The organism is Streptomyces sp. NPDC056222, from assembly GCF_042264065.1.
Taxonomy (GTDB): Bacteria; Actinomycetota; Actinomycetes; order Streptomycetales; family Streptomycetaceae; genus Streptomyces.
Genome location: NZ_JBHJTL010000032.1, coordinates 31,590 through 55,954 on the forward strand (window position 1 = coordinate 31,590; position 24,365 = coordinate 55,954).

Below are 24,365 nucleotides of genomic sequence, written 5' to 3' on the forward strand. Positions count from 1 at the left end.
GCGAAGTGTCACGAGCTCGTGCCGGGTGGGAGGTCAGCCGCGGCGGCTCCGGTTGCCCGGGCGGTTGGCCACCCAGACGCGGATCGTGTCCGAGTACCAGTACGGCTTTCCCGACTCGACGTGATCGGGCGGCGGCAGGAGACCGTGCTTCCGGTAGGAGCGCACGGTGTCCGGCTGCACCCTGATGTGCGCGGCAATGTCCTTGTACGACCAGAGCCTTCGTTCCGTCATGCGGGCACCTCCCTGCGCGCCTGGCAGCGGCGGCGGGGGTGCCGTTCGGGGGAGCTGCGGGGCAAGCGCTGGCGATCACTGAGCCTGTGCCCGTTGAACGACACCCTGTGACGGGAGGAGAGCGGCTGTCGTACGGCTGTGACGAAAAGCCCGCGTAATGGAGATATGTGTGACGGCAGGGGGACAGATGTGACGTAAGTGGCGCACGATCAGATACGTGTGGACCGGCGCGCCTCGGTGCCCGCAGGGCGCTCCACCCCTATGCCCCGCAGGAGCGCAGAAAGCGCCGCGTGCGGACGGCGATCGGATAGGGCTTGTCGGGATCGCACGGATACATGTCCTGCTCGACGATGGCGAACAGCTCCACGTCCAGCGCCTGTGCCGCGGCCAGGACCGGCTCCAGGGCGGGCACCCCGGAGGGCGGCTCGCACATCACGCCCCGGGCCACGGCCGGACCGAAGGGAACCTCGTCCGAGACGACGCCGGCCAGGATCTCCGGATCCACCTGCTTGAGATGCAGATAGCCGATCCGTTCGCCGTAGGTCTCGATCAGCTTGACGCTGTCGCCGCCGCAGTACGCGTAGTGCCCGGTGTCCAGGCAGAGTGCGACCAGGTCGGGATCGGTGGCGTCCAGGAAGCGGGCCACGTTCTCCTCGGTGTCGACATGGGTGTCCGCGTGCGGATGGACGACGACGCGCAGGCCGTAGCGCTCCCGGACCTCGCGGCCCAGGCGCTCGGTCAGACCGGTCAGATTCCGCCACTGTTCGACGGTGAGCGTGCGGTCCTCCAGGACCTCGCCCGTCTTGTCGTCCCGCCAGAAGGAGGGGATGACGACGAGGTGTTCCGCGCCCATCGCCTGGGCCAGAGCCGCGTTCTCGGCGACATGCGCCCAGGTCCTGTCCCAGACGGCGGGGCCGTGGTGCAGCCCGGTGAAGACCGTCCCCGCCGAGACGCGCAGGCCCCGGCGGCCGGTCTCCTCGGCCAGGACTGCGGGGTCGGTGGGCAGATAGCCGTACGGGCCGAGTTCGATCCACTCGTAACCGGACCCGGCGACCTCGTCGAGGAAGCGCTGCCAGGGAACCTGCCGGGGATCGTCGGCGAACCAGACGCCCCAGGAGTCGGGGGCGGAGCCGATACGGATACGGGACAGAGGCGACGGCATCGTCATGAGAGCCACCTTGGCCGCGCCCGGAACGACGCGTCAAGACGCTCGTCCGAATGTAAGGACATAGCGTTGACAGGGTTCGGGGCGGACGACTAGACCTGGGTGCGGGGCCGAGGCGAGAGGTGGCGCGCGTGGATGCGGAGCCGTACGAGCTGATCACGATGGGGCGTCTCGGCGTGGACCTCTACCCGCTCCGGATCGGGGTCCCGCTCGCCCGGGTGGAGACCTTCGGGAAGTTCCTGGGCGGCTCGCCCGCGAACGTGGCGGTGGCTGCGGCCCGGCTCGGCCGGCGGACGGCGCTCGTGAGCCGGACCGGGGAGGACCCCTTCGGCGCGTATCTGCACGAGGAGCTCCGGGGGTTCGGCGTCGACGACCGGTGGGTGACGGCCGTCGAGGAGTACCCGACGCCGGTCACCTTCTGCGAGATCTTCCCGCCCGACGACTTCCCGATCCACTTCTACCGCCGCCCCCGGGCCCCCGACCTGGAGATCCACCCGCACGAGCTGGACCTCGCGGCGATCCGGTCGGCGCGGGCGTTCTGGGTGACCGGGACGGGGCTGAGCGTCGAGCCCAGCCGGTCGGCGACACTGGGTGCGCTGCGGGAGCGGGGCGGTGCCGATCCGACCGTCCTCGACCTGGACTGGCGTCCGGTGCTCTGGCCCGACCCGGCAGAGGCGGGACCGCTCTACCGGGAGGCACTGAGCACGGCCACGGTCGCCGTCGGCAACCTGGACGAGTGCGAGGTCGCGACCGGGGAGCGCGAGCCGTACGCCGCCGCCCGCGCGCTGCTCGCCGCCGGAGTGCGGCTCGCCGTCGTCAAGCAGGGCCCCAAGGGCGTCCTCGCGATGACCGCCGACGGGGAGAGCGCGGAGGCGCCGCCGCTGCCGGTCGAGGTGGTCAACGGGCTCGGCGCGGGCGACGCGTTCGGCGGGGCGCTGTGCCACGGGCTGCTCGCGGGCTGGGACCTCGACCGTACGATCCGCTGGGCCAACGCGGCGGGCGCCATCGTCGCCGGCCGCCTCGCCTGCTCGCCCGCGATGCCGTACGCGGACGAGATCGAGCGGGCCCTCGCGACCGGCACGGGCTCGATCCCGGAGCGCACCCCATGAGCGGCCGGCCCGACGACACGTGGCGCACCCGCGCGGCCCACCGCCGAGCAGGCGGCCCGAGGGCCGACGCCGCGCCCGCGCCGACGGGCGAGGGCGCGGAGTCCGGGGTGACCGGGGCCCCAGCCGACGTGTCCGGGGATCCCGTTGAGCGGCGGCCCGGCTCCCCGGCCCGGAGGTCGCCGGGGCCGGGCGCGCCGCCGCCTTCGCCCGCGGAGACCGGTGGCTCCTCCGCCTCAGCCGAGCGGGAGCCCCGAGCCTCGGCAGCGGCATCCGGCGGGAGCACGTCCCCGGACGCCACCCCGCATGCGACCGCCGCCCCGCACCCCCCGGCCCCCGCCCCACCCGACCCCCTCCGCCGTGCCGCGCACCCCTCGCCGCCGCTGCGGCTCGCGCGGTCCGGGGCCGGGGTTCCCGGTGTCGGGCTCGAGCCCGTCGACGTGGAGCGGATCGTCGCCTTGCGGGCGCATCACCCCGAGGCCGTTGCCGAGGCTGCCGCGAGGCGGCCGAAGCGGGGGCTGTTCCAGGGGCGCGATCGGCTGCTGATCGTCGCCGCCGACCATCCCGCCCGAGGAGCGCTGGCCGTCGGGGACCGGCCGTACGCCATGGCCGACCGGGCCGATCTGCTCGCCCGGCTCCGCCTCGCGCTCTCGCGCCCCGGGGTCGACGGAGTCCTCGCCTCCGCCGACATCCTCGACGACCTGCTCCTCCTCGGCGCCCTGGACGGCCGGCTCGCCGTCGGCTCCATGAACAGGGGCGGCCTCGCCGGGGCCGCCTTCGAACTCGACGACCGGTTCACCGGCCACCGTCCCCAGGACCTCGCCCGGCTCGGCTTCGACGCCGGCAAGCTCCTCCTGCGGATCGACCCCGAGGACCCCGGCTCGCTCTCCACCCTCCACTCCGCCGCGCGCGCCGTCGACGAGATGGCCGGCCTGCGGCTGCCCGTCTTCGTCGAACCCTTCCTCTGCCGCCGCGACCGCGAGGGCCACCTCCACAACGACCTCTCCGCCGAGGCCGTCATCACCTCCCTCGCCATCGCCTCCGGTCTCGGCGGCACCTCCGCCTACACCTGGCTCAAGGTCCCGGTCACCGAACACCCCGACGACATGGCCCGCGTCATGGAGACCACCACCCTCCCCGCCGTCCTCCTCGGCGGAGACCCCGGGCCCGGCCCGGACGCGCAGGAGCTCGCGTACGAGAAGTGGCGCGGCGCGCTCCGCCTGCCCACCGTCCGCGGGCTCGTCGTCGGGCGTTCGCTGCTCTATCCCCCGGACGGAGATGTGGCCGGAGCGGTCGATACCGCTGCGAGCCTGCTGCACGACGCGGTAGGAAGGGGTACGCACCACCCATGACCACTCTCCATCTGCCCGCCGGGACCGCCTCCCACGGGCCGTACGCACTCCATGTCGACCCCGACCGGGCCGGCTGGGGGTACTCCGCACTGCGCGTCCTCGAACTCGGCCCGGGAGACACCCAACTCCTGGACACCGGGGACAGCGAGTGGATCGTGCTTCCGCTCACCGGCGGCTGTACGGTGCACGTCGACGGCCGGAAGCTTCAACTCCGGGGTCGTGAGAGCGTGTTCGGCGGAGTGTCCGACTTCGCGTACGTGCCCCGCGACGCCCGGGTCCAGATCGCCTCCGGCGCAGGAGGCCGCTTCGCTTTGGCAGGAGCGAAGTGCGAGCGACGACTCCCCGCTCGCTACGGCCCCGCGCCGGAGGTACCCGTCGAGGCCCGCGGCAGCGGCAACCAGGCCCGCGAGGTACGGAACTTCGCCGCCGCCGACGTCTTCGAGGCCGACCGCCTCATCGCCGTCGAGGTGATCACCCCCGGCGGGAACTGGTCCTCCTACCCGCCCCACAAGCACGACCGCCACCGCCCCGGCACCGAGTCCGAGCTGGAGGAGATCTACTACTACGAGATCGTCGACGGCGGCTTCGGCTATCAACGGATCTCCCCCTCCCGGCCCGGCGGCGCCGACCTCCTCGCCGAGGTCCGCAGCGGCGATGCCGTCCTCGTGCCCGACGGCTGGCACGGCCCGTCGATCGCCCAGCCGTCCCACGCCATGTACTACCTGAACGTGATGGCGGGACCAGGAACGGAGAGGGAGTGGAAGATCTGCTTCCATCCCGACCACTCGGAGGGGTACCAGTGAGCACGCTGACCGTCGCCCAGGCCCTGGTGCGGTTCCTCGCCGCGCAGTACACCGAACGCGACGGCGTACGGCAGCGGTTGATCGCCGCGACCTGGGGCATCTTCGGCCACGGGAACGTCGCCGGGATCGGCCAGGCTCTCGTCGAGTACAGCGAGGAGATGCCGTACCACCAGGGGCGCAACGAACAGGCCATGGTGCACGCGGCCGTCGGCCACGCGCGACAGTCGAACCGGCTCTCCGCGCACGCCGTCACCACCTCGATCGGCCCCGGCGCCACCAACCTCGTCACCGGCGCCGCGCTCGCCACGATCAACCGGCTGCCCGTCCTGCTCCTGCCCGGCGACACCTTCGCCACCCGCCCCGCCGACCCCGTCCTCCAGCAGCTCGAAGTCCCGTACGCGGGCGAGGTGTCGGTCAACGACTGCCTGCGGCCCGTGTCGACGTACTTCGACCGGATCACCCGCCCCGAGGCGCTGATCCCGGCCGCGCTCGCCGCCGTGCGCGTCCTCGCCGACCCCGTCCAGACCGGCGCGGTCACGCTCGCGCTGCCGCAGGACGTCCAGGCGGAGGCGTACGACTGGCCGGAGGAGTTCTTCGCCGATCGGGTCTGGCGCGTGCGCCGGCCGGTGCCGGACGACGCCGAACTGGAGGCGGCGGTCGCGGCGATCGGCCGGGCGGCCCGTCCGCTGATCGTCGCGGGCGGTGGGGTCAAGTACAGCGGCGCCGAGGAGGCGCTCGGCACCTTCGCCTCCCTGACCGGCATCCCGGTCGCCTCCACCCAGGCCGGCAAGGGCGCACTGCGTCACGACCACCCGCAGGACGTCGGCGCCGTCGGCCACACCGGCACCGCCGTCGCCGACCACCTGGCGCGCACGGCCGACGTGGTGATCGGGGTCGGCACCCGCTGGACCGACTTCACCACCGCGTCCGGGACCTTGTTCACCCACCCGGACGTGCGCTTCGTCAACCTCAACATCGCGGCCTTCGACTCGCACAAGATGGCCGCGCTGCCGCTGGTCGCGGACGCGCGCGAGGGACTGGAGGGCCTCCACGCCCTGCTCGATCCGCACCATGTCACCGAGCACTACGTGCACGAGTACGCGGAGGAGAAGCTCCGCTGGGAGGCCCGCGTCACCGCCGCCTACGCCGTCCCCGACGAGCACGCCCGCCCGACCCAGCCGCAGGTCCTCGGTGTCCTCGACACTCTGGTCACCGAGGACGACATCCTGATCAACGCGGCCGGCTCGCTCCCCGGCGATCTCCACAAGCTCTGGCGGGCCCGGTCCGCCGACCAGTACCACGTCGAATACGGCTACTCGTGCATGGGCTACGAGATCCCGGCGGCGATCGGGGTCGCGCTCGCCGCGCCCGGACGGCCGGTCTGGGCGCTCGTCGGAGACGGTACGTATCTGATGAATCCCACCGAGATCGTCACCGCCGTGCAGGAGGGACTCCCCATCAAGGTGGTCATCCTGCAGAACCACGGGTACGCCTCCATCGGCGGGCTCTCCGAGTCCGTCGGCGGCGAGCGGTACGGCACCGCGTACCGCTTCCGGGACCCGGACGGGCGGTTCACCGGCGCGCCGCTCCCCGTCGATCTGGCCGCCAACGCGGCCTCCCTCGGCATGCGGGTGCTGACCGCCCGCACCGTACGTGACCTGCGGGAAGCTCTCGCCGACGCCCGGACGTCGACCGTTCCCACATGTGTCTATGTGGAGACCGAAACGGCAGACACAGTGTCGGGCCCGCCCCCCGCCCAGGCATGGTGGGATGTGCCCGTGGCCGAGACCTCGACCCGCCCGTCGGCGGTCAAGGCCCGGGAGGAGTACGACCGGCACGTCACCGCCCGACGCCGCCATCTCTGAAGGAGTAGTTCGTCATGACGAAGACCGTCAACCACTGGATCGGTGGCAAGACCGTCGAGGGCACGTCGGGCAACTGGGGCCCGGTCACCGACCCGGCCACCGGTGCCGTGACCACGAAGGTGGCCCTGGCCTCGGTCGACGAGGTCGACGCGGCCGTGGCCGCCGCGAAGACCGCGTTCGAGACCTGGGGCACGGCGTCGCTCGCGCAGCGCACCACGATCCTGTTCAAGTTCCGCGCGCTCCTCGACGCCAACCGGGACGCGATCGCCGAGCTGATCACCGCCGAGCACGGCAAGGTCCACTCGGACGCGCTGGGCGAGGTCGCCCGCGGTCTGGAGATCGTCGACCTGGCCTGCGGCATCACCACCCAGCTCAAGGGCGAGCTGTCCACCCAGGTGTCGAACCGGGTGGACGTGGCCGCGATCCGCCAGCCGGTGGGTGTGGTGGCCGGCATCACGCCGTTCAACTTCCCGGCCATGGTGCCGATGTGGATGTTCCCGCTCGCCATCGCGTGCGGCAACACCTTCATCCTCAAGCCGAGCGAGAAGGACCCCTCGCCGTCGCTGAAGATCGCGGAGCTGCTCGCCGAGGCCGGCCTGCCGGACGGCGTCTTCAACGTCGTCCACGGCGACAAGGTGGCCGTGGACCGGCTCCTCGAGCACCCGGACGTCACGGCGGTCTCCTTCGTCGGCTCCACCCCGATCGCCCGCTACATCCACACCACCGCCTCCGCCAAGGGCAAGCGCGTGCAGGCGCTCGGCGGCGCGAAGAACCACATGCTGGTGCTGCCGGACGCCGACCTGGACGCGGCCGCGGACGCGGCGGTCTCGGCGGCGTACGGCTCGGCCGGCGAGCGCTGCATGGCGATCTCCGCGGTCGTCGCGGTCGGCGCGATCGGCGACGAACTCGTGGAGAAGATCCGCGAGCGCGCCGAGAAGATCAAGATCGGCCCCGGCAACGACCCGACCTCCGAGATGGGCCCGCTCATCACGGCCGTCCACCGCGACAAGGTCGCCTCGTACGTGAAGGGCGCGGCCGACGAGGGCTGCGAGGTCGTGCTCGACGGCACCGGCTACACGGTCGACGGGTTCGAGGACGGCCACTGGATCGGCCTGTCGCTCCTGGACCACGTACCGACCTCGGCGAAGGCCTACCAGGACGAGATCTTCGGCCCGGTGCTGTGCGTCCTGCGCACCGAGACGTACGAGGAGGGTGTCGCCCTCATCAACGCCTCGCCGTTCGGCAACGGCACCGCGATCTTCACCCGCGACGGCGGCGCGGCCCGCCGCTTCCAGCTGGAGATCCAGGCGGGCATGGTCGGCGTCAACGTGCCGATCCCGGTGCCGGTGGGCTACCACTCCTTCGGTGGCTGGAAGGACTCGCTCTTCGGCGACCACCACATCTACGGCAACGACGGCGTCCACTTCTACACCCGCGGCAAGGTCGTCACCACCCGCTGGCCGGACCCCTCCGACGCCCCCGCGGGCGTGGACCTGGGCTTCCCGCGCAACCACTGACCGACCCGTAAAACGACTGGCCCCCGGGGCGCGCGACGACGCACCCTGGGGGCCATGTCCGTTGATCCACCGAAGTACCAGATCCGCGCCCTGCACACCGCGTCGACGGTGACCGTCTACCAGGCGTACGACCCGTCCATCGGCCTGCCGGCGGCCCGCGAGGGCCGGTTCCCACCCGCCTGGAAGCGCGACCGGATGACGTGGATCAAACCCTCGTTCCTCTGGATGATGTACCGCTGCGGCTGGGGCCTGAAGGAGGGCCAGCAGACGGTCCTCGCGATCGAGATCACCCGCGAGGGCTTCGAATGGGCCCTGAGCAACGCCTGCCTGTCGCACTACGACCGCGGCTTCCACCCCGACCAGGCCACCTGGAAGCGCGAGCTGCGCCGGTCCCCGGCCCGCGTCCAGTGGGACCCCGAACGAAACCTGCGCCTCGCCGCTCTCCCGTACCGCTCCCTCCAACTCGGCCTCGCGGGCGAGGCGTCCCGCCGCTACGCGGACGAATGGACCGTCTCCGTACGGGACGTCACACCGCTCGCGCACGAGATCCACGCGCTGGTGCGGGCGGGGCGGCTGGACGAGGCGAGCGCGCGGATGCCCGAGGAGCGGCCGTACCCGGCGGGTACCGAACTCCTCGGGCATCTGGTGCGTCAGTAGGCCGCGCCTAGAAGATCGAGTGCAGCAGCTTGTTGGGGGATCCCGACAGCGGGTTCTGGACCTTGCCGGTGGTCGCGTTGTTCACGAGTGCGGTGCTCACCTGGGCCGGGGTGGCCGTCGGGTGCGTCGCGAGGTAGAGGGCGGCCACGCCCGCGGTGTGCGGGGTCGCCATCGACGTGCCCGAGATGGTGTTCGTCGCCGTGTCGTTGTCCTTCCACGCCGACGTGATGGACACGCCCGGGGCGAAGAGGTCCACGCACGTGCCGTAGTTGGAGAAGGACGCCCGCTTGTCGGCGGAGTCCGTCGCGCCGACCGTGATCGCCTCGGGGACGCGCGCCGGGGAGTAGTTGCAGGCCCTGGCGGGCAGGCCGAGGATGTTGCCGTTGCCGGCGGCGACCGCGTAGGTGACGCCCGAGGCGATCGAGCGCTTCACCGCGTCGTCCAGCGAGGCGTTCACCCCGCCGCCCAGGCTCATGTTGGCGACGGCCGGCTTGACGGCGTTGGCCGTGACCCAGTCGACACCCGCGATCACCCCGGCCGTCGAACCGGACCCGTTGCAGTCCAGGACGCGTACCGCCACCAGCTTCGCGCCCTTGGCGACGCCGTACTTCGCGCCACCGACCGTGCCGGCGACATGCGTGCCGTGGCCCTGGCAGTCCTGGCCGTTCTGGCCGCCGCCGACGGTGTCCGTGCCCACCCTCGCCCGGCCGCCGAACTCGCTGTGCGAGGTGCGGATTCCGGTGTCGATGATGTACGCGGTGACGTTCGACGCCGTCGTGTTGTACGTGTACGTCGTCGACAGCGGCAGGTTCCGCTGGTCGATCCGGTCCAGACCCCAGGTCGCGCCGGTCTGTGTGTCGGCGACCCGTACGGTCGCGTTCTGCTCGACGTACGCCACCCGCGGGTCGGCGGCCAGCGCCTTCGCCCTGGACTGGGACATCGAGGTCGAGAAGCCCTTGAGGGCGGTGGTGTACTCGTGCTTCGGCTTCACACCCAGATCGGCGGCGCGGGTCGAACCGTCCTTGAGGACGACGATCCAGCTGTTCTCGATCGCGAGCGAGGCCGGGGCGAGGCGGAGGTCCCCGACGGGGGCGCCCTGGGCTGTGGGGGAGACGGCGAACTGCAGGCCGGCGGCGACCGCGAGGACGGGGACGATCGCCATGGCGCGGCGAGGTATTCGGGTCATGTGGTGGGGCACCTGAACCTTTCGTGGGCCGGGTTACCGGCAGGTACGGGCGGTTGGTGCGCCACAGAGTCTCGTGCCGGCATGTGTCGTACAAGAGGTCGTCCGGTCCCCTCACCGGTCCTTCACGCCGAAACCCCACGTCAGCATCGTGAACTCACCGTCGTCCTGTGCGCCCGTCGACCGGTATGTCGCGAGCGCCGGGTCGTTGTCCGTGTCCACGCCGACCCACGCGTCGTAACAGCCGCGCTCCCGCGCCTCGGCCACCAGCGCCTCCGTCAGCGCCCGCCCGATGCCCCGGCGCCGGTGCGCCTCGTCCACCGACAGCTCGTACAGACACATCTCCACCCCCTTGTCCGGGTGGAGCATCTCGATCCCGGAGACCAGGCCGGCCGGGAACCCGTCCTCCGCGTACGCGATCAGCATCAGATGCCCCGGCGCGGCCAGGAACCGCTCCGCCCACGCCGCGCGCGGAGGATTGTCGTAGAGATGCGCCACGGCCATCAGCTCGGCCACCGTCGTCGCCCGTCGGATCTCCATGGCCCCTCCCTTTCTGGGGCTCGGCCCGCCTCCTCTGAAGGCTCGCCTCGCCTCGCCCCGGATCACGGCGCGCATACCGCGCCTGGTGTACGCGACCGTAGTCCGGTACGACTCCAGGAGGCCCGCGATTTCCGCCCCTGGGCAGCCGTACCGCACAGGCTGTCCGCCTACGCTCGGGGACATGCAGCTCCGACTTCCCCGGTGGGCCGCGGTCACCGCCGCCCTCGCCGTGCTCACGGGCGCCGGCACCTGGACCGCCGTCGCCACGGACGAACCGCCACCCGTGGACCGCGCGGACCAGGTGCTCGACATGCCCGGGGCGCGGATCGACACCTCCTACTACACCGCCGATACGGCGGGCGGCGACGAGCGGAGGCCCGCCGTCCTCCTCGGGCACGGCTTCGGCGGCTCCAAGGACGACGTCCGCGCCCAGGCCGAGAAGCTCGCCCGCGACGGATACGCCGTCCTGACCTGGTCGGCGCGCGGATTCGGCGCCTCCACCGGGCAGATCGGACTCAACGACCCCGACCACGAGGTCAAGGACGTCCAGCGGCTCATCGACTGGCTCGCCAAGCGGCCCGAGGTCCTGCTCGACAAGGACGGCGACCCGCGCGTCGGCGTCACCGGCGCCTCCTACGGCGGCGCGGCCTCGCTGCTCGCCGCCGGCTACGACACCCGCGTCGACGCGATCGCCCCGCAGATCACCTACTGGAACCTCGCCGACGCCCTGTTCCCGAACGGCGTGTTCAAGAAGCTCTGGGCCGGCATCTTCTTCTCGGCCGGCAACCAGCCGAGCGGCGGAAGCCCGCGGCCGGCCGGCGACCGGCCCGGTGCGAGTGGCCCCTGCGGACGCTTCACGCCCGAACTCTGCTCCCTCTACCAGCGCGTCGCCGTCTCCGGACAACCCGACGCCGCCGCCCGCACGCTGCTCGAGGCCCGCAGTCCCTCCGCCGTCGGAGAGAGGATCAAGGTCCCCGCCCTGATCGTCCAGGGACAGACCGACTCCCTCTTCCCGCTCGGCCACGCCGACGCCATGGCGAAGGCGATCAGCGCCAACGGCGCGCCCGTCGCCGTCGACTGGATCGCGGGCGGCCACGACGGCGGCAACCGCGAGACCGAACGCGTCGAGGCCCGGATCAGCAGCTGGTTCGACCGCCACCTCAAGCAGGACAAGGGCGCCGACACCGGTCCCGCGTTCCGCGTCAGCCGCGCCGGGGGAGTCGACTCCACCGACGGGCAGGCGCAGCTGCGCGGTGCGAGCTCCGACCGCTACTCCGGACTCGCGGGCGACGCGGGCGACGCGCTGTCCCTGCCCCTGGACGGCGGCCGTCCGCAGTCCTTCGCGAACCCGGCCGGAGCGGGTCCGCCCGCCATCTCCGCGGTCCCGGGCGTCGGCGGCGGGCTGTCCCAGCTCTCCTCGCTCGGCGTCGGACTCTCGCTCGACTTCCCCGGCCAGCACGGCCGGTTCGAGGCGGAGCCGCTGGCCGAGCCGGTACGGATCACCGGCTCGCCGACCGTCCGTGTCAAGGTCACCTCCGACAGCGCGGACGGTTCCGCCGTCCTGTTCGCCAAGGTCTACGACGTCGGATCGGACGGACGCCAGCAGGTGCTGCCCGCCCAACTGGTCACCCCCGTCCGCGTCGAGGACGCACGGAAGGGCAGGAGCGTCGAGCTGACGCTGCCCGCGATCGACCACGAGGTCGAGGCCGGCCACCGGCTGGCCCTGGTGCTCTCCGCCACCGACCTCGGCTATGCCTCCCCGGCCGTGCCGGCCACCTACACCGTCGCCGCCGAGGGCCCGCTGACGGTCCCCACCGCGCCCGCCGTGGACACCCAGGCGGCCGCGATGCCCTGGTGGGTGTGGGGCCTGCCGCTCGCCGGAGTCCTGATCGCCGGCGCGCTGCTCCTCACCGCGCGCCGCCGGACCACGGCCCCCGCCCCGGACCCCGCGCTCGCCGCAGTACCGCTGCAGATCACCGGGCTGACGAAGAAGTACGCCAAGTCCTCCGACCGGTACGCCGTGCGGGATCTCTCCTTCCGGGTCGAGCAGGGGCAGGTCCTCGGTCTGCTCGGGCCCAACGGCGCGGGAAAGACCACCACCCTGCGGATGCTCATGGGCCTGATCGGCCCCGACGACGGGGAGATCCGGGTCTTCGGCCAGGCCATCCGGCCCGGCGCCCCGGTGCTCTCCCGGGTCGGCGCCTTCGTCGAGGGTGCGGGCTTCCTGCCGCATCTGTCGGGGCGGGACAACCTGGAGCTGTACTGGAAGGCCACCGGCCGCCCCGCCGAGGACGCGCACATCGAGGAGGCCCTGGAGATCGCCGGCCTCGGCGACGCGCTCGCCCGCGCCGTGCGGACGTACTCGCAGGGCATGAGGCAGCGGCTCGCCATCGCACAGGCCATGCTCGGCCTGCCGGATCTGCTGATCCTCGACGAGCCGACCAACGGACTCGACCCGCCACAGATCCGTGAGATGCGGGACGTGATGATCCGGTACGCCGCCGAGGGCCGGACCGTCATCGTCTCCAGCCACCTCCTCTCGGAGGTCGAGCAGTCCTGCACCCATCTCGTGGTCATGGACCGCGGACAGCTCGTGCAGGCCGGGCCCGTCGGCGAGATCACCGGCGCGGGGGACACCCTGCTCGTCACACTCGGGGACAACGTCCCGGACCCGCTCGTCGAGAAGATCGACGCGCTGCCCGGGATCGGCTCGGCCGTACGGACCGACGGCGGACTCCTGGTCCGCCTCGACGGAGCCGACGCGACCGCGCTGATCGGCGAACTCGTCCGCCTGGACGTGCCCGTGACCGGTGTGGGTCCGCACCGCCGCCTCGAGGACGCGTTCCTGACCCTGATCGGAGGAGGATCCGCATGAGCACGACCGCGGAACTGGTGGAGACCGCACCCGGCTACCGGGCGCGGCGCACCCTGCCGCTGCGCGTCGAGGCCGTACGGCAGCTCAAGCGGCGCCGCACCCTGGTCATGGGAGCGGTGCTCGCCGCCCTGCCGTTCGTCCTGATCATCGCGTTCGCGATCGGCGGGGGCCCGGACGGCAACGGGAACGGCCGGATCACGCTGATGGACACGGCGACGGCGTCGGCGGCGAACTTCGCCGCGACGTGTCTCTTCGTCTCCGCCGGCTTCCTGCTCGTGGTCCCGGTCGCCCTGTTCTGCGGGGACACCGTGGCCTCCGAGGCGAGCTGGTCCTCGCTGCGCTATCTGCTGGCCGCGCCCGTCCCCCGGGCCCGGCTGCTCTGGTCCAAGCTGGCCGTGGCGCTCGGCTTCAGTGCGGCCGCGATGGTGCTGCTGCCGCTGGTGGCGCTCGCCGCGGGCACGGTCGCCTACGGTTGGGGACCCCTGCGGCTCCCCACCGGCGGCGCCCTTCCGGCGGCCGAGACGCTGCCCCGGCTGGCCCTGGCCGTCGCGTTCATCTTCGTCTCCCAACTGGTGACCGCCGGGCTCGCGTTCTGGCTCTCCACCCGGACCGACGCCCCGCTGGGCGCCGTCGGTGGAGCGGTCGGACTGACGATCATCGGCAACGTCCTGGATGCCGTCACGGCGCTCGGTTCCTGGCGCGACTTCCTGCCCGCGCACTGGCAGTTCGCCTGGGCGGATGCGCTCCAACCGCAGTTGGAGTGGGGCGGGATGGCCAAGGGCGCGGCGATCTCGGTGACGTACGCCCTGATCCTCTTCGCGCTGGCCTTCCGGGGCTTCGCGCGCAAGGACATCGTGTCCTGACCCCGGTCACACCCACCCCCTTCGAGGCCCGTGGGCGCCCCCCCGGGGGCGGGGGGGGGGGGCAGTGCCTGGTCCACGCCGTGGACGACCGACAGATGGCGCTCGCCGCGGCCGAAGGCCGTGTAGACCCAGGGCCGGTCCAGGCTGTGGGCGGCATCGCCGGGCAGCACCACGACGGCGGCCGGCCAGCGCATCCCGGCAGCCTGGTGCGCGGTGAGCGCCCAGCCGTGCCGCAGCGCCGAATCCACCCGCTCCTTCGGTACGACGAGCCTCTCGCCCTCGCACTCCAGCCGCAGGCCCTCGGCCTCGGCCGAGACGACCGTCCCGGTCACCGTGCGCCCCGGGGCCGTGACATACGCCACCCGGTCGCCCGGGTCGAAGCCGCCGAAGCGCCCCGGGCCGGGGTTGAGCCGCTGCTTCAACGCGGCGTTCAGCGCGCGGGTGCCCGCCGATCCGCCGTGGCCGACCGTGATCACCTGCGTCTGTTCGGCCGGCACACTGATCGCCCGTGGAACGGAGTCGGCGACCAGCTGCACCGTCCGGTGGACGGCCTCCCCCGCGTCCCGGACCGGGACGATCACGACCTCCTTGCCGGGGGCCTCCACCTGGTTCAGCTCGCCGATGCCGATGCCCGAGACGAGCTCGCCGATCGGGCCGGGATCCGGGACACGGGACGCGACCTGCGGGCAGACCCGGGCCGCCAGCACATCGCCGAAGACCCGGCCGGCACCCGCCGAACCGAGGACACCGGGGTCGCCGCTCAACACCAGACGGCAGCCGTCCGGCAGGGACTCCACGAGCATCGCCGCCGTCTCGACGTCCAGCTGCGGCGCGTCGAGCACGACCAGCAGGTCCAGGGCGAGGGCGCCCTCCTCGTCCCTGCCGGGTCCGGCCGCGCCGGACAGCAGGGCGGCGACGGTCATCACCACGTCCGCGCCGGGGTGCCCCCCGGCCGATCCCGCCGAATCCGCAGCCCCCGACGTCTCCGTCCGATCCGTGGCGGCCGCGGGTACCGCCCCCGGTCCGGCCGGAGCGAGAGACCTCAGGTGGCGGACCCCGTTCTCGCTGTGTGCCGCCACCGCGACGCGCAGACCGCGCGCCCGGGCGGCCTCGGCGAGCGCGACCGGCTCGATGCGGGCCGCCTCGCCGCCGGTGTGCGCCACGAGCCCGTGCGCCCCGGTGGCGCGGACCAGGTCCGGCCCCTCCCAGTCGTCCGCGGTGACGGTCTTGGCCAGCCTGGCCAGACCGTCGGCGAGGCTCTCCTCGGCAAGGGCGTACCGGTCGAGCCCGAGCAGGACGGGGATGTCCGCTTCTTCCGGCGCGGCTTCCTCGTCGTCCTCCGAGTCCTCCTCGACGACCTGGTCCTCCTCCTCCTGGAACACCAGCACCGCGCCCTCGGAGATCGCCTGCTGGACGGCCTCCTCCGGGTCCGGCACCGACAGCTTGGCAAGCCCGGCCCGGACGTCTGTGTCCTCCAGGGCCGTATGCCCCTTCAGCGCGGCCCGTTCGAGCAGCCAGGCCACCAGGGCGACGGCGCGGCGGGGGTCGCCGGGACCGCACTCCGCGCCGAGCAGGGTCCGCGCGAAGCCGTCCGCGTGCTCGGGCTGGACCCCGGGCACCGAGAGCAGCTGCCAGGGGTCCTCGCGCAGCGCCTCGGCGGCGCCCTCGCCGAGCACCGTGGCGACCTGGCCGGTCAGCGCCTCCGGCGCCCCACCGCGCGCCAGCACCTCCCGCACGGCCGCCAGCGTCTCCGCGGAGGCCATCGCCCTCTCGACCGGGGCAGGGCGCACGGTCGTGGCCGGAGCCGCCGCGGGGGCCGGGCGCCGGGATTCGGGCCCGGGCGCGTCCAGGAGCGCGCCGACCGACTTCGTACCACTCTCCACGGCCCGTACCGCGGCGAGCAGATCGGCCGCCTTGCCACTGAGCTTGGTGCCCGCGGCCACGGGCCCTTCCTTCTCCGCCTTGCGCCGCTCGATCCGGGCCCGCTCCTCCCGCTGCGCGGCGAGCTCGGCCTGAGCCTCCGAGAGCTCGGCGGCCTTCGCCTCCCCGCCCTCGGCGGCGGCCTCACCATCGGCACCGGAGCCGGCATCGGCCGGCTCGTCCTGCGTCGACGCCGAGCCCGTGGCCGACGCGTCGTCGTCGGCGTCGGCCTCCTTCGGCGCGTCGGCGGCACCCGCACGGGCCTCGCCGCCGGCGCCCTCCACGGGGCGCTCGGTCGTGGCCTCGTCCTCGCCCGGCGCGGGCTCGGCTGCCTCGGGAGGGGTCTCCCGGGAAGGCTCGGTCACAGGGTGCTCCAGTCCTGGTCCGGATAGCGGTGCACGGGCGCAGACACGTCGTCGAGCGCCCGGCAGATCTCGTCAGGAAGACTAAGGCTCTCCACTGACAACGCCGCCGTGAGCTGCCGCGCGTTGCGCGCGCCGACGATCGGGGCGGTCACCCCGGGGCGGTCGCGCACCCAGGCGAGCGCCACCTGGAGCGGTGTCGTGGCGAGGCCGTCCGCCGCCGTCGCGACGGCGTCCACGATCCGGCTCGCCGCGTCGTCCAGGTACGGCTCCACGAACGGCGCCATGGTCTCCGAGCCGCCCCGGGAGTCCGTCGGGGTGCCCTGCCGGTACTTGCCCGTCAGCACCCCACGGCCCAGCGGCGAGGACGGCAGCAGGCCTATCCCCAGGTCGAGCGCGGCCGGCAGCACCTCCCGCTCCACGCCCCGCTGCAGCAGTGAGTACTCCATCTGCGTCGCCGCCAGTCGCGTCCGCGCCGCGCCCGTGGCGCCGAGCTGCCAGGTCCCGGCCTTCGCCAGCTGCCACCCGCAGAAGTTCGACACCCCCACATACCGGGCCCGCCCACTGCTCACGGCGATGTCCAGCGCCTGGAGGGACTCCTCGAGCGGGGTGTACGGGTCGAAGGCGTGGAGCTGCCACAGATCCACATGGTCGGTGCCGAGGCGGGCCAGGGAGGCGTCGAGCGCGGCCAGGAGATGCCCGCGCGAACCGTCCGTCCGGCGGTCGGGATCCGGCACGCTGCCCGCCTTCGTGGAGATGACGAGATCGCGCCGGGGCACCAGCCGCTCCATGAGCTGCCCGAGCATGTACTCCGCCTCGCCGCCGCCGTACACGTCCGCGGTGTCGACCAGCGTGCCGCCCGCGTCCCAGAACGCCTTCAACTGGTCGGCGGCGTCGTGCTCGTCGGTGTCCCGGCCCCACGTGAGGGTGCCGAGTCCGATCCGGGACACGCGCAGGCCGGTACGTCCGAGATGCCTCTGCTCCATGGGCGCGAGATTACTGGCCAGGACCCCACGCGGAGAGAGGCTGTGGACAACCTCCCCCTGACGGATCGCGTACCCGCGCGCTAGAGTCCGGGCCAAGGGACGTTACTGATCAGTAAAGAGGGTGTGGTCATGAGGCTCGGCATCAACCTCGGCTACTGGGGCGCCGGTATGGACGGCGACAATCTCGCCGTCGCGCAGGAGGCGGACCGCCTCGGCTACGACGTGTGCTGGGCCGCCGAGGCGTACGGCTCCGACGCGCCGACCGTGCTCTCCTGGGTGGCCGCCAAGACCGAGCGGATCGACGTCGGCTCCGCGATCATGCAGATCCCGGCGCGCCAGCCCGCGATGACGGCGATGACCGCCGCCACGCTCGACTCGCTCTCCGGCGGCCGGTTCCGTCTCGGCCTCGGCGTCTCGGGACCGCAGGTCTCCGAGGGCTGGTACGGCGTCAAGTTCGACAAGCCGCTGGCCCGCACGCGCGAGTACGTCGAGATCGTCCGCAAGGCGATGTCGCGCGAGCGGCTCACGTACGAGGGCGAGCACTGGACGCTCCCGCTGCCGGACGGCCCGGGCAAGCCCATCAAGCTCACCGTTCACCCGCAGCGCGAGCACATCCCGCTCTACATCGCAGCGATCGGCCCGAAGAACCTGGAGCAGACGGGCGAGATCGCCGACGGCGCGCTGCTGATCTTCCCCTCCGCCGAGCACCTGGAGGAGACCGCGCTGCGTCACCTCCGCGCGGGCCGCGAGAAGGCCGGGCTGACCATGGACGGCTTCGACGTCCACCCCACGCTGCCTCTCGCCCTCGGCGACGACATCGACGCCCTCGCCGACATCTTCCGCCCCTACACCGCCCTGTACGTGGGCGGCATGGGGAGCCGCAAGCAGAACTTCTACAACCAGCTCGCACAGCGCATGGGCTACGAGAAGCAGGCCGCCGAGATCCAGGACAAGTACCTGGCGGGCGACAAGACCGGCGCGGCCGCCGCCGTACCGCGGCAGCTGATCGACCAGACCACCCTGCTCGGTTCCGTCGAGCGGATCGCCGACCGGATGAAGGCCTACGCGGAGGCCGGTGTCACCACCCTCACCCTCGCCCCGGCCGGCTTCACCCTCGACGAGCGGCTGGCGGCGCTGCGGGCGGGCACCGAGGCCCTGGAACTGGCGGGCCTCGCCTAGCGGGAAAGTCTGCGGCCGTGGTGGGGGCTCGGGGGGTCTTCCCCGCCACGGCCGTCATGCAGCACAACGCGCCACGGAGCTCCTGGTTACGAGCGCGGCGTTCCTTCTTTCGGCCGAGTCCCCCGCCGCTCGTGTTGCCCACTCGCCGGTACCGCATTTGACTCGTTCTCTGCGGACGTGCGGCGTGCGGACGCCCGCATGGGAGGTGGCAGCAATGCTCACGGCCAAGGGCCTGTTCCAGGAAATCATCGACGACGACGAGTCCTTCCGGCTCTTCTGCTCCATCGCCGCCAGCGGCGAGTCCCAGGGCGGCTGGGAGAACGCCCGGATCGCGGCCCTGGTCGCGCCGGGGATGCGGGATCTCGCCCCCAAGATCACCCGGCACGGCGCCGACGAGGACAAGCACGGCCGGATCTTCAACGCCCTGCTGAAGAAGCGCGGCCTCGAGCCCGTGCCGGTGCCGCCCGAGACCGACTACACGATGCTCCTCGAACAGCGCGGCATCGGCCTCGCCCACGACAAGCTCCGCCGCGACGAGCCGCTGGCCGAGCAGGACATCGTCGTCTACCTCGCGCACAGCCGGGTCACCGAGCAACGGGCAGCGGACCAGATGGACATGCTGGTCAAGTACTTCGGGGAGCACCCCGAGCTCGGCAAGGCCATCCACATGATCGACAACGACGAGGCGAACCACCTCGCCTACTGCCACGAGGAGCTGCTGCGCCTCGCCCACGCGGGACACGGCCGGCTCATCCAGCACACCCTGCGGGAGTCCGCGCTCGCCGAGATCAAGGTCTACCGTGACGTGAGCCTCGCCGTGATGAGCCACATGGGGCGCATCCTGGCCTGGCCCAAGGCCAAGTCGGCCGCCCTCGCCGCCGGGATCCACGGCATGTACGCGTGGGAACGGGCCGCCGGCTGGCACAAGATGGTCGGCCTCGAGATGCCCGAACGGCGCAACGCGCTGGGAGGCCCCATGGCCCCCGCTCCGGCGTTCTGAACCACCGGGCCCGTGGCTACATCCAGCCGCGGCGCTTGAACAGCCGGTAGAGACCGATCTCGATGGCGACCATCACAAGGATCACGGCCGGATACGCCCAGGTCCATGAGAGCTCCGGCATGTGCTCGAAGTTCATGCCGTAGATCCCCGCGACCATCGTGGGGACGGCGGCCATGGCCGCCCACGCCGAGATCTTCCGCACGTCGTCGTTCTGCCGCACGCCCATCTGCGCCAGATGCGCCGCCAACACGTCCGAGAGCAGCTGGTTCAGGCCCTCCACCTGCTCGTTGACGCGGAGAAGATGGTCGCTGACATCCCGGAAGAAGGGCTTCGCGTGCTGGTTCACGAACGGCACGGCCCCGGTCGCGAGCTTCTCCACCGGCGCCGCGAGCGGGCCCGCCGCCCGGCGGAACTCGAGGACCTGGCGCTTGGCGGTGTAGATCCGCTCCGCCGTGCTCCCCGGGTTCCCGCCGGTCGGCGCGAACACATCGGTCTCCAGCTCCTCCAGGTCCACCTGGAGCTCGCCGACCACCTCGATGTAGTGGTCGACGACCGCGTCGCCGATCGCGTACAGGACGGCCGTCGGGCCGTGCCGAAGCACCTCGGGTTCGGCTTCCAGACGTCGGCGTACGGCGGCCAGGGGCGCGCCCTCACCGTGCCGGACCGTCACCACGAACGAGTCGCCGACGAAGACCATCAGCTCGCCCGTGGAAACCCGGTCGCTCTCCGGCTCGTACAGCACCGGCTTGAGGACCATGAAGAGCGAGTCGTCGTAGACCTCCAGCTTGGGCCGCTGATGGGCCTTCAAGGCGTCCTCGACGGCCAGCGGATGCAGCGCGAACTCGGCCGAGACGTGATCGAACTCGGCTTCCGTCGGCTCGTACAGCCCCACCCACAGGAACGCGTCGCCGGTCGCCCTCGCCTCCGCCAGGGCGTCGGACAGGTCGGCGGGGCCGTCCTTGCGGCGCCCGTCGCGATAGATGGCGGAGTCCACGATCACGCGCCGTATTCTTCCCCGCCCGCCCCCGTCCTGCACACGCGCGTGCGTCCGGATCGTCCACGTGCCCGCCCACGCGCGCGTGGGCGGGCACGTACGGGGGTGTCCTACGGGTCGGGCGGTCGCACACTCCGGACGCCGCTCCCTGTTCCGGCCCCACCCGCACGACACCCCCTACCCTTGCCGCCATGGCCACGCTGATCCTCGTCCGCCACGGACGCTCCACCGCCAACACCTCAGGGGTCCTCGCCGGACGGCTGCCCGGGGTCGCCCTCGACGAGCGGGGGGCCGCGCAGGCCGCCGCGCTGCCCGGGCGACTGGCCGGGGTGCCGCTCGCCGCCGTCGTCTCCAGCCCGCTGCAGCGCTGCCGCGAGACAGTGCGACCGCTCCTCGACGCCCGCCCGGAGCTGCCGTTCCACACCGACGAGCGCATCAACGAGTGCGACTACGGCGACTGGTCCGGTCGCAAGCTCGCCGAACTGGGCGACGAGCCGCTGATGGAGGTCGTCCAGGCCCACGCCTCCGCCGCGACCTTCCCCGGCGGCGAGTCGATGCGCGCCATGCAGGCGCGCGCCGTCGACGCCGTACGGGACTGGAACGCCCGGATCGAGGCCGAGCACGGCGAGGACGCCGTCTACGCGATGTGCTCGCACGGAGACGTCATCAAGTCGATCGTCGCCGATGCCCTCGGGATACACCTCGACCTCTTCCAGCGCATCCATGTCGACCCCTGTTCCGTCACCGCCATCCGTTACACGCGGCTGCGCCCGTTCCTCGTACGCCTCGGCGACACCGGCGACTTCACCGCGCTCGCCCCACGCGAGAGCGGCGACACGGGCGGAGCCGCGGAGGTCGGGGGCGGTGCGGGCGCACCGTGATCCATCCGCGCAGTAGGGTGGACGGGCCGCTGTAGCGCGGGCCTCCACCACTGTCGAGACTCAAGGGAGTCAGGGACGTGTCCCGTCAGGTGTTCCTCTACGACCCACCGGAGCGTTTCGTGGCCGGCACGGTCGGGCTGCCTGGCCGCCGTACGTTCTTCCTGCAGGCGTCCGCGGCGGGCCGGGTCACCAGCGTGGCCCTGGAGAAGACCCAGGTCGCCGCGCTCGCCGAACGCATCGACGAACTCCTCGACGAGGTCGTGCGGCGCACCGGCGGCAACGCCCCGGTCCCGGCCGTCGCCCCCGCCGACATCGCCGACACCGCCCCCCTCGACATCCCCGTCGAGGAGGAGTTCCGGGTCGGCACGATGGCGCTCGCGTGGGACGGCGAGGAGCAGCGCATGATCGTCGAGGCCCAGGCGCTGGTCGAACTCGACGCCGAGACCGACGAGGACCTCGCCGAGGCCGAGGAGCGGATGCTCCAGGACGAGGAGAACGGCCCGCCGATGCTGCGCGTCCGCCTCTCCGGCGCCCAGGCGAGGGCCTTCGCCAAGCGCGCCCTCGACGTGGTCAACGCCGGCCGGCCGCCGTGCCCCCTGTGCAGCCTCCCGCTCGACCCCGAGGGTCATGTGTGCCCGCGCCAGAACGGATACCGACGCGGCGCATGAGCGGTCCCGACAACCGGGCGGTCATCGACCTGCTCACCAAGGGGGAGCTGACCGTCCGCGGCCAGGTCCGCGAGGCCTCCAACGCGGTGCTCCTCTGCTCCGTCGCCCTCGCCGGCGAGGAGGCCTCCTGCGTCTACAAGCCCGTGGCGGGCGAACGTCCGCTCTGGGACTTCCCCGACGGCACCCTCGCCCAGCGCGAGGTCGCCGCCTACGAGCTCTCCGAGGCCACCGGCTGGGGACTCGTACCGCCCACCGTGCTGCGCGACGGCCCGTACGGCGAGGGCATGGTCCAGCTGTGGATCGAGGCCGACCCCGCCGCGAGCCTGCTCGCGCTCACCGAGGACGAGCAGGCGGGGGAGGGCTGGAAGGCCGTCGGCCCCGCCCAGGTCGGCGAGGACCGCACCGCGCTCCTCGTCCATGCCGACAGCCCCGAACTGCGCCGACTCGCCGTCCTGGACGCGGTCATCAACAACGGCGACCGCAAGGGCGGGCATCTGCTGCCCGCCCCGGACGGGCGTCTGTACGCCATCGACCACGGTGTGACCTTCAACGTGGACGACAAGCTGCGCACCCTGCTGTGGGGCTGGGCGGGCGAGGAGCTGCCCGCAGAGGCCACCGAGGTGCTCGAGCGACTGGGCGGCTCCCTGGCCCCCGGCACGCCGCTCACCACCCGGCTGGCGGAGCTGCTCACCGCGGCCGAGGTGGACGCCCTGCGCGGCCGGGTGAGCGCCCTGCGCGCCACCGGTCGGCACCCCGAGCCGTCCGGGCAGTGGCCGGCGATCCCCTGGCCACCGGTCTGACCGACCGGATCCGGCCAACTCCCGACTTTGGCTCGTACCCCTAGGGGGTATGCATGAACGGCCGCGAGCTGCAAGAGCGCCTTGTCGGCCAAGATCCCGGATCCGGTTCGTATCCGGAACAGGTGTCCGGTTACGCTCAGGTCATGCATGCCTGGCCCGCTTCTGAGGTCCCCGCCCTGCCCGGCAAGGGCCGCGACCTCCGGATCCACGACACCGCGACCGGCGGGCGAGTGACCCTCGCCCCCGGCCCCGTCGCCCGTATCTACGTCTGCGGCATCACGCCGTACGACGCGACCCACATGGGTCACGCGGCGACCTACAACGCGTTCGACCTCGTTCAGCGCGTGTGGCTCGACACCAAGCGGCAGGTCCACTACGTCCAGAACGTCACCGACGTGGACGATCCGCTCCTGGAGCGGGCGCTGCGCGACGGCATCGACTGGGTCGGCCTGGCCGAGCGCGAGACCGCCCTGTTCCGCGAGGACATGACCGCCCTGCGGATGCTGCCGCCGCAGCACTACATCGGCGCCGTCGAGGCCATACCGGGCATCGTGCCGCTCGTCGAGCGGCTGCGGGACTCCGGTGCCGCGTACGAGCTCGAGGGCGACATCTACTTCTCCGTGGAGGCCGACCCGCACTTCGGTCAGGTGTCGAACTACGACACCGAGCTGATGCGCCACCTCTCCGCCGAGCGCGGCGGCGACCCGGACCGCCCGGGCAAGAAGAACCCGCTCGACCCGATGCTGTGGATGGCCGCCCGCGAGGGCGAGCCGAGCTGGGACGGCGGCAGCCTCGGCCCCGGCCGCCCCGGCTGGCACATCGAGTGCGTCGCCATCGCCCTCGACCACCTGGGCATGGGCTTCGACGTACAGGGCGGCGGATCGGACCTGATCTTCCCGCACCACGAGATGGGCGCCTCCCACGCGCAGTCGCTGACCGGCGAGTTCCCCATGGCCAAGGCGTACGTGCACGCCGGCATGGTCGCCCTGCACGGCGAGAAGATGTCCAAGTCCAAGGGCAACCTCGTCTTCGTCTCCGCGCTCCGCCGTGACGGCGTCGACCCGGCCGCCATCCGCCTCGCGCTGCTCTCGCACCACTACCGCGCCGACTGGGAGTGGACCGACCAGGTCCTCCAGGACGCGGTGGACCGGCTCGACCGCTGGCGCGCCGCCGTCTCGCGCCCGGACGGCCCGTCCGCCGACGCGCTCGTGGAGGAGATCCGCGAGGCCCTCGCCGACGACCTCGACACGCCCACCGCGCTCGCGGCCGTCGACCGCTGGGCGGAGCGCCAGAGCGCCGAGGGCGGTACGGACGAGTCCGCGCCCGGCCTCGTCTCCCGCTCCGTCGACGCTCTGCTCGGTGTGGCCCTGTAGAAAGCGCTCCCGCGCAACTCTCTTCCAGGCAACCGCCCTTGGACT

At 72.5% G+C, this 24,365-nt stretch carries 20 protein-coding genes and 1 pseudogene; 14 read left to right on the top strand and 7 right to left on the bottom strand.

Annotated elements, in window-relative coordinates:
* Positions 1-33: 33 nt before the first annotated feature.
* Together ACFC0D_RS17355 and ACFC0D_RS17360 are read right to left on the bottom strand one after the other, a co-directional pair.
* The gene (locus tag ACFC0D_RS17355) at positions 34-231 is read right to left on the bottom strand and encodes a helix-turn-helix transcriptional regulator (RefSeq protein WP_376436130.1); all 198 of its coding nucleotides are present in this window, start codon (positions 229-231) and stop codon (positions 34-36) included.
* Between the two features lie 259 nt (positions 232-490).
* Complete coding sequence (locus ACFC0D_RS17360; RefSeq protein WP_376436132.1) at positions 491-1,399, bottom strand: sugar phosphate isomerase/epimerase family protein; 909 nt, start codon at positions 1,397-1,399, stop codon at positions 491-493.
* A gap of 158 nt (positions 1,400-1,557) precedes the next feature.
* Here ACFC0D_RS17360 and iolC point away from each other — a divergent pair, with 158 nt between their 5' ends.
* The 6 genes from iolC to ACFC0D_RS17390 all read left to right on the top strand — a co-directional run bounded on the left by iolC (position 1,558) and on the right by ACFC0D_RS17390 (position 8,696).
* Positions 1,558-2,505 (top strand): 5-dehydro-2-deoxygluconokinase, encoded by a 948-nt coding sequence (gene iolC, locus ACFC0D_RS17365; RefSeq protein WP_376436205.1) that lies wholly within the window; start codon positions 1,558-1,560, stop codon positions 2,503-2,505.
* A gap of 437 nt (positions 2,506-2,942) precedes the next feature.
* The gene (locus ACFC0D_RS17370) at positions 2,943-3,854 is read left to right on the top strand and encodes a deoxyribose-phosphate aldolase (RefSeq protein ID WP_376436207.1); all 912 of its coding nucleotides are present in this window, start codon (positions 2,943-2,945) and stop codon (positions 3,852-3,854) included.
* Positions 3,851-4,657 carry a 5-deoxy-glucuronate isomerase gene (gene iolB, locus ACFC0D_RS17375; RefSeq protein WP_376436135.1) on the top strand — a complete coding sequence of 269 codons (807 nt, stop codon included), beginning with the start codon at positions 3,851-3,853 and terminating at the stop codon, positions 4,655-4,657. Before ACFC0D_RS17370 ends, iolB begins: the two co-directional genes overlap by 4 nt.
* Complete coding sequence (gene iolD / locus ACFC0D_RS17380; RefSeq protein WP_376436138.1) at positions 4,654-6,522, top strand: 3D-(3,5/4)-trihydroxycyclohexane-1,2-dione acylhydrolase (decyclizing); 1,869 nt, start codon at positions 4,654-4,656, stop codon at positions 6,520-6,522. Before iolB ends, iolD begins: the two co-directional genes overlap by 4 nt.
* Positions 6,523-6,536: 14 nt before the next feature.
* A complete protein-coding gene (mmsA, locus tag ACFC0D_RS17385; protein WP_376436140.1) occupies positions 6,537-8,039 on the top strand; it encodes a CoA-acylating methylmalonate-semialdehyde dehydrogenase in 1,503 nt (500 codons plus the stop codon).
* A 54-nt stretch (positions 8,040-8,093) separates the two neighbouring features.
* Positions 8,094-8,696, top strand: coding sequence for a DUF4291 domain-containing protein (locus ACFC0D_RS17390; protein ID WP_376436143.1), 603 nt, complete (start codon positions 8,094-8,096; stop codon positions 8,694-8,696).
* A gap of 7 nt (positions 8,697-8,703) precedes the next feature.
* Here ACFC0D_RS17390 and ACFC0D_RS17395 read toward each other — a convergent pair whose 3' ends face one another.
* Complete coding sequence (locus ACFC0D_RS17395) at positions 8,704-9,882, bottom strand: S8 family peptidase (protein WP_376436146.1); 1,179 nt, start codon at positions 9,880-9,882, stop codon at positions 8,704-8,706.
* Between the two features lie 111 nt (positions 9,883-9,993).
* Complete coding sequence (locus tag ACFC0D_RS17400) at positions 9,994-10,419, bottom strand: GNAT family N-acetyltransferase (protein ID WP_376436149.1); 426 nt, start codon at positions 10,417-10,419, stop codon at positions 9,994-9,996.
* A gap of 181 nt (positions 10,420-10,600) precedes the next feature.
* On the opposite strand from ACFC0D_RS17400, the gene ACFC0D_RS17405 reads away from it, so the two are divergent.
* Positions 10,601-13,294 carry an alpha/beta fold hydrolase gene (locus tag ACFC0D_RS17405; RefSeq protein WP_376436152.1) on the top strand — a complete coding sequence of 898 codons (2,694 nt, stop codon included), beginning with the start codon at positions 10,601-10,603 and terminating at the stop codon, positions 13,292-13,294.
* Positions 13,291-14,157 carry an ABC transporter permease gene (locus ACFC0D_RS17410; RefSeq protein WP_329120389.1) on the top strand — a complete coding sequence of 289 codons (867 nt, stop codon included), beginning with the start codon at positions 13,291-13,293 and terminating at the stop codon, positions 14,155-14,157. Before ACFC0D_RS17405 ends, ACFC0D_RS17410 begins: the two co-directional genes overlap by 4 nt.
* A gap of 59 nt (positions 14,158-14,216) precedes the next feature.
* On the opposite strand, the pseudogene ACFC0D_RS17415 reads toward ACFC0D_RS17410, so the two are convergent.
* Positions 14,217-16,442 (bottom strand): annotated as a pseudogene (locus tag ACFC0D_RS17415) (helix-hairpin-helix domain-containing protein); the annotation flags it as partial.
* The gene (locus tag ACFC0D_RS17420; RefSeq protein WP_376436156.1) at positions 16,439-17,425 is read right to left on the bottom strand and encodes an aldo/keto reductase; all 987 of its coding nucleotides are present in this window, start codon (positions 17,423-17,425) and stop codon (positions 16,439-16,441) included. The pseudogene ACFC0D_RS17415 and the gene ACFC0D_RS17420, both read right to left, overlap by 4 nt.
* A gap of 129 nt (positions 17,426-17,554) precedes the next feature.
* On the opposite strand from ACFC0D_RS17420, the gene ACFC0D_RS17425 reads away from it, so the two are divergent.
* Both ACFC0D_RS17425 and ACFC0D_RS17430 read left to right on the top strand, forming a co-directional pair.
* Positions 17,555-18,604: an LLM class F420-dependent oxidoreductase gene (locus tag ACFC0D_RS17425; RefSeq protein WP_376436159.1), complete on the top strand. Its 1,050-nt coding sequence runs from the start codon at positions 17,555-17,557 to the stop codon at positions 18,602-18,604.
* Between the two features lie 214 nt (positions 18,605-18,818).
* Positions 18,819-19,604, top strand: coding sequence for a ferritin-like domain-containing protein (locus tag ACFC0D_RS17430; protein WP_376436162.1), 786 nt, complete (start codon positions 18,819-18,821; stop codon positions 19,602-19,604).
* Positions 19,605-19,620: 16 nt separating this feature from the next.
* Here the strand turns inward: ACFC0D_RS17430 and corA are convergent, their stop codons facing one another.
* On the bottom strand, positions 19,621-20,613 hold the full coding sequence (corA, locus tag ACFC0D_RS17435) for a magnesium/cobalt transporter CorA (protein WP_376436210.1): 993 nt from the start codon (positions 20,611-20,613) through the stop codon (positions 19,621-19,623).
* A gap of 176 nt (positions 20,614-20,789) precedes the next feature.
* Between corA and ACFC0D_RS17440 the strand changes: the two genes are divergently transcribed.
* The 4 genes from ACFC0D_RS17440 (at position 20,790) to mshC (ending at position 24,320) form a co-directional block, all read left to right on the top strand.
* The gene (locus tag ACFC0D_RS17440) at positions 20,790-21,479 is read left to right on the top strand and encodes a histidine phosphatase family protein (protein ID WP_376436165.1); all 690 of its coding nucleotides are present in this window, start codon (positions 20,790-20,792) and stop codon (positions 21,477-21,479) included.
* 77 nt (positions 21,480-21,556) lie between these two features.
* Positions 21,557-22,147, top strand: coding sequence for a DUF3090 domain-containing protein (locus ACFC0D_RS17445; protein ID WP_376436168.1), 591 nt, complete (start codon positions 21,557-21,559; stop codon positions 22,145-22,147).
* Positions 22,144-22,947: an SCO1664 family protein gene (locus ACFC0D_RS17450; protein WP_376436170.1), complete on the top strand. Its 804-nt coding sequence runs from the start codon at positions 22,144-22,146 to the stop codon at positions 22,945-22,947. The genes ACFC0D_RS17445 and ACFC0D_RS17450 overlap by 4 nt, the downstream gene beginning before the upstream one ends.
* 143 nt (positions 22,948-23,090) lie before the next feature.
* A complete protein-coding gene (gene mshC / locus ACFC0D_RS17455; protein WP_376436172.1) occupies positions 23,091-24,320 on the top strand; it encodes a cysteine--1-D-myo-inosityl 2-amino-2-deoxy-alpha-D-glucopyranoside ligase in 1,230 nt (409 codons plus the stop codon).
* Positions 24,321-24,365: the final 45 nt, after the last annotated feature.